This is a genomic window from Corallococcus sp. CA054B (assembly GCF_003611625.1).
GTDB classification, from domain to species: Bacteria; Myxococcota; Myxococcia; order Myxococcales; family Myxococcaceae; genus Corallococcus; species Corallococcus coralloides.
The window spans coordinates 1-5,000 of record NZ_RAVY01000338.1 but is presented as its reverse complement, the minus strand read 5'-3'; the positions used below and the strand labels follow the sequence as shown (position 1 = coordinate 5,000).

Genomic DNA, 5,000 nt, shown 5'->3' with positions numbered 1-5,000 from the left:
GACGACGACGGCGGTGACGACGAGGGTGACGAGGGCCCCGACGAGGGTGATGCCTCCGCCGGAGGCGCCGCCCAGAACGGCGCGCCCGGAGGCCCCGCGGGCCAGGGCGGCCGCCGCCGCCGCCGCCGCCGCCGCCGCCGTGGCGCGCAGGTGCACTTCACCCCGGAGGGCCAGGCCTACCGCATGACGGCGGGCCCGGACGGCCAGCAGGTGCAGGTCTTCCTGACGCCGCAGGAGCTGGAGCAGTACCGCCAGCGCCAGGCGCAGCAGCAACAGCAGCCCCAGGGCGGCGGCCAGCCGCAGGGCCAGGAGAACCGCCCGCAGGACGGCGGGCAGCCTCAGCCGCAGCAGCGGCACGAGCACCCGCGCCATCAGCAGCAGCGCGGCGGACACGCCCAGGGCGCGCCGCAGCAGAACCTGGCGCCCGTGGAGGGCGTGCTGGACACGGAGGCCAAGGGCCCCAACGCGTTCCTGCGTCAGGTGAAGCGCAACCTGCTGGCGTCGCCGGACGACCCGGAGCTGCCGAAGAACCTGGTGCAGAAGCTGCGCCTGCGGCAGGGCCAGTACCTCACCGCGTTCGCGCAGATGCGCGGCCACAAGGGCGTCATCCAGAAGGTGGACACGGTGGACGGCCGCCCGCTGGACGGCGCGCCCCGGCTGCCGCACTTCGCGGACCTCACCTCCGTGGACCCCACCGAGCGGCTGAAGCTGGAGAACGGCCACAAGGAGATGGTCACGCGCGTGTTGGACCTCATCGCGCCCATCGGCAAGGGTCAGCGCGCGCTCATCGTCGCCCCGCCCAAGACGGGCAAGACGATCATGCTCCAGCGCATCGCGCAGGCCATCATCCAGAACCACCCGGAGTGCCACGTCATGGTGGTGCTCATCGACGAGCGCCCGGAAGAAGTGACGGACATGCGCCGGAGCATCAAGGCGGAGGTCATCGCCTCCAGCTCCGACCGGCCCACGGGTGACCACCTCAAGGTCGCGGAGCTCGCGCTGGAGCGCGCCCGCCGGCTGGTGGAATCCGGCAAGGACGTGGTCATCCTCCTGGACTCCATCACCCGCCTGGCGCGCGCCTACAACAAGGAAGTCGACAGCTCCGGCCGCACCATGACGGGCGGCGTGGACAGCCGCGCCCTGGAGCGCCCCAAGCGCATCTTCGGCGCCGCGCGCGCCACGGAAGAAGCGGGCTCCCTCACCATCATCGGCACGGCGCTCATCGACACCGGCAGCCGCATGGACGAGGTGATTTTCGAGGAGTTCAAGGGCACGGGTAACTCCGAGGTCACCCTGGACCGCCTGCTCGCGGAGAAGCGCGTCTTCCCGGCCATCAACATCTCCCAGTCCGGCACGCGCAAGGAGGAGAAGCTCTTCACCCTGCGCGAGTACGAGAAGGTGAAGAAGCTGCGGCAGATGCTCTTCTCCGTGAAGCCGGTGGAGGCCATGGAGGCGCTCGTCAAACGGCTCGGCCGGTACACCTACAACGACGAGTTCTTCGACGAGTTGTAGGCCCCGGCTGCCCGCGCGGGGGTGGTGTGGCGAGCCCTGGATTGCGTAAGGTGAGCGCATGATTCAGGGCTCGGGCCGCTGCCACTACCACCCGGACCGCGCGGGCCTGGGCGTCTGCGTGGAGTGCCGGCGCGTCATCTGCCGCGAGTGCACCACGCAGTTCGAGGGCATCAACCGCTGCGCCAGCTGCCTCGACACGCGCCGCAAGGCGCTGGAGGGGCCGCCGCCCCGGCGCGAGTGGAGCGTGACGCACGTGGTGCTGGCGCTCGTGGGCGTCGTGCTCGTGTGGGGCGGCGTCCTGTTGGCGGCGCACGCGGTGGGCTAGCGCGATGGCCGTCTCCGCATTGGAATTGCGCCCCCGGGGTCCGGTGGCCTTGATGGACGCGGCGCTGCGCCTGTGCGCGCGCGACGCGGGCGTGTGGGCGCTCACGCTGCCGGGTGGCGCGGCGGTGGTGGCCGCGCTGCTGCACCTGTTGGACGCCGTGGAGCATGGGCGCTCCCCCACCCTGCCCGCGCTGTACGTGACGCTCGCGTGGTTCCTGCGGGGCGTGGGCCAGGGCGCGGCGTGCCACTACGTGCAGGAGCTGCTGCTGGGCGCGAAGGCGGAGCCGTCCGTGCGCCAGTCCCTGCGCGCGGCGCTGGCGCGGCTGCCCAGCCTGTTCATCGCCGTGGCGTACCTGGCGTTCTTCAACGTGCTGACGCTGACGTTCTCGCTGGGCATCGCGCTGTTCCTCCTCTCCGCGCAGGGCGTGGGCTACGCGGCAACGATGCAGGGCCGGGGCAGCCCGCTGAAGCTGTACGCGGTGGGCTCGCGGCTGTTGGGCCCGTCGCGCGGGACGGCCACCGCGGTGCGCTGGCTGATGGGCGTGCAGGTCCTGGTGTTCCTCAACCTGCACGTGGGGCTCAACTTCCTGCTGTACCTCGGGCGGCAGCTCGTGGGCATCGACCTGACGTTCGCGGAGCGGTTCGCGTCGCTGGACAACCCGCCGTGGCTCGTGTTCCTCGCCGCGACGACGTTCGCCCTCTTCGAGCCCCTGCGCGCGGCGACCGCCACGCTGCTGCTGGTGGACGGGCGCGTGCGGCAGGAAGGCCTGGACCTGCTGGCCGCCGTGCAGCAGCTCCCGGAGCGGAGCACGCAGCGAGGGGTGCTCGCATCGAAGGGCGTGGCCGCGGCGTTGCTGCTGGCCACGGGCCTGCTCCTCGCGGCCCCCGCGCCGGTGGAAGCCGCGCCGGAGGCCGCCGCGCCCGTGGACCGCAAGGCGTTGCGCGCCCGGCTGGTGAAGGTCGCGACGGAGTGCGAGCTGCCGGAGCAGGTGGAGGACACCTCGCTCCGGGACTTCGACGCGCTGAACGCGCGGGAGACGGTCAAGCTCGAGCGCTTCGTGCGCCACCTGGAGCAGCTGGCCTACGACGACGAGGACTGCGAGACGGCGGCGGTGACGCTGGAGAACGGGCTCGCGCAGGTGACGGCCACGGCCGAGGCCCAGGCGCGCGCGGACGCCCGTGCGGCCACGGACCGGGCGCGGGCCATCCTCGCGCGGCCGGAGTTCCAGGAGCGCCCGGAGAAGGCCCCGGCCGAACCCAAGGAGGAAGAGGTCCCTCCGGAGTCGAGCTGGTGGCGCCGCTTCATCGACAAGCTGGGCGAGTGGCTCAAGGACTTCTTCAAGCGCAACAACCCAGAGCCCCGGTCGCGGGAGACGGCCCTGCCCGTGAGCGGCGGCGCGGCGGCGAATGTCCTCGTCGTGATGCTGGTCGCGCTGACGCTGGCGGTGCTGGGGGTGGTGGTCGTGAGCGTGCTGCGGCGCAAGCGCGAGGGCTCGGGCCCGGCGCTGGAGGTGAGCACCATGGACGCCGCGGCGCTCGCGGGCAACCCGGACCACGCGCTGTCGCGTCCACCGGAAGGCTGGGCACACCTGGCCGACGCGCTGGCCGCGAAGGGGGAGTACCGCGAGGCGGTGCGCAACCTGTACCTCGCGCTCTTGTCGCGCCTGCACCGCGACGGCGCCATCCACTACGACGAGACGCTGTCCAACTGGGACTACCTGCGCGCGTTCCGCGGCCGCCCGGAGGTGAAGGCCCCGTTCCGCGAGCTGACGCGCCGCTTCGACTTCGCGTGGTACGGCAACGTGCCCGTGGGCGCGGACGGCTACACCGAGTTCCGCGCCATCACCGCCCCGCTGCTCGCCGCGCCGCCCGCGCAGGAGGCCGCCGGTGCGTGACCGTTTCCCGCTGCTCGTGTTGGGAGCCCTGCTGCTCGCGGGCGTGCTCGGGACATTCCTGGTGCGCGGCGCCCAGCGCGGCGGCTTCGCGGATCCGCTGTCCACCTTCCGCGCGGAGCCGGACGGCGCGCGCGCCCTGTATCTGCTCGCGCAGGAGAGCGGCCTGCCGGTGACGCGCAACATGGCGGACCTGCGCCTGCTCAAGGGCCATGAAGCGCTGGTGCTGCTCGCGGTGGAGGTCCAGGACTCGCACGAGGAGGATCCGGATCAGACGCGGCTCGCCTCGGATCCAGACGCGGGCGTCGACGACGAGGCGGCGCCGCACCAGGGCTTCAACGCCCTGCGGGCCCAGCAGCTGGACGACGATGAGGTGGAGCGCGTGCTGTCGCATGTCCGCGCCGGCGCCTCGCTCGTGTACGTGCCCTGGGGCTCGCGGGAGAACGCGCTCCTGGATGAGCTGGGCGTGAAGCTGGACAAGGCGGACGTGACGCTGCCCATGCGCACGCTGGTGCCCTCGCTGCCCACGCCGTACACGCTGGGCGTGGAGCGCGTGGAGGCGAAGGTCCAGGCCTACCTCCGGCTGCCGGAGGGCGCCATCACGGTGCTGGAGGATGAGCGCCTGGGCTTCCCGGTGGCGGCGGTGATTCACGCGGGCCTGGGCCGGGTGCTGGTGGTGGGCGCCCCCGAGCTCGCGATGAACCCGGCGCTCGCGAGGGCGGACAACGCGCAGTTCTGGCTGAGCGCGCTGGAGGCCCTGGGCCCCGGCCCCTTCGCCTTCGACGAGTTCCACCACGGCTTCACCAACGAGCGCTCGCTCGTGGACTTCGCGCGCCGCTACGGCCTGCACTTCGCCGTCGCGCAGTTGCTCCTGGGCGTCGTGCTGTGGGCGGGCGCGCTGAAGCGCTTCGGCCGTCCACTTCCTCCGCCGGAGTCCATGCGCGTGGGCGCCACGGACGCCCTCTTCGCCATGAGCCGCCTGTATCGCGAGGGCCAACACCACGGCTTCGCCGCGGGGCTCATCTCGCGCGGACTCACGCAGCAGCTGGCACCGCTCGCGGGCCTGCCTTCGCACTCCACCGCCACCGCCGTCGCGGAAGGGCTGCGCACGCGCGGACGCCAGGACCTGGCGGACGGGCTGCTCGACGTGGCCCGCCAGTCCGAGACCGTCCATACGGACGCCGACATTCAAGCCCTCGCCACTTCCGCCGCGCACGTGCGCGAGCGCATCCACCCCGCCGGCACCGGCCGGCCCCGCCCCGGAACCCCATG

The 5,000-nt window shown here is 72.7% G+C and carries 4 protein-coding genes; all 4 read left to right on the top strand.

The annotated features are described in order from the left end of the window. A partial coding sequence (gene rho / locus D7V80_RS40140; protein WP_233586077.1) for a transcription termination factor Rho occupies window positions 1-1,512 on the top strand: 1,512 nt, incomplete at its 5' end. A gap of 58 nt (window positions 1,513-1,570) precedes the next feature. Then, a complete protein-coding gene (locus D7V80_RS40135) occupies window positions 1,571-1,837 on the top strand; it encodes a hypothetical protein (protein ID WP_120593041.1) in 267 nt (88 codons plus the stop codon). 4 nt (window positions 1,838-1,841) lie between these two features. Continuing rightward, window positions 1,842-3,731: a DUF4129 domain-containing protein gene (locus D7V80_RS40130; protein ID WP_120593040.1), complete on the top strand. Its 1,890-nt coding sequence runs from the start codon at window positions 1,842-1,844 to the stop codon at window positions 3,729-3,731. Continuing rightward, a partial coding sequence (locus tag D7V80_RS40125) for a DUF4350 domain-containing protein (RefSeq protein WP_120593039.1) occupies window positions 3,724-5,000 on the top strand: 1,277 nt, incomplete at its 3' end. The genes D7V80_RS40130 and D7V80_RS40125, both read left to right, overlap by 8 nt.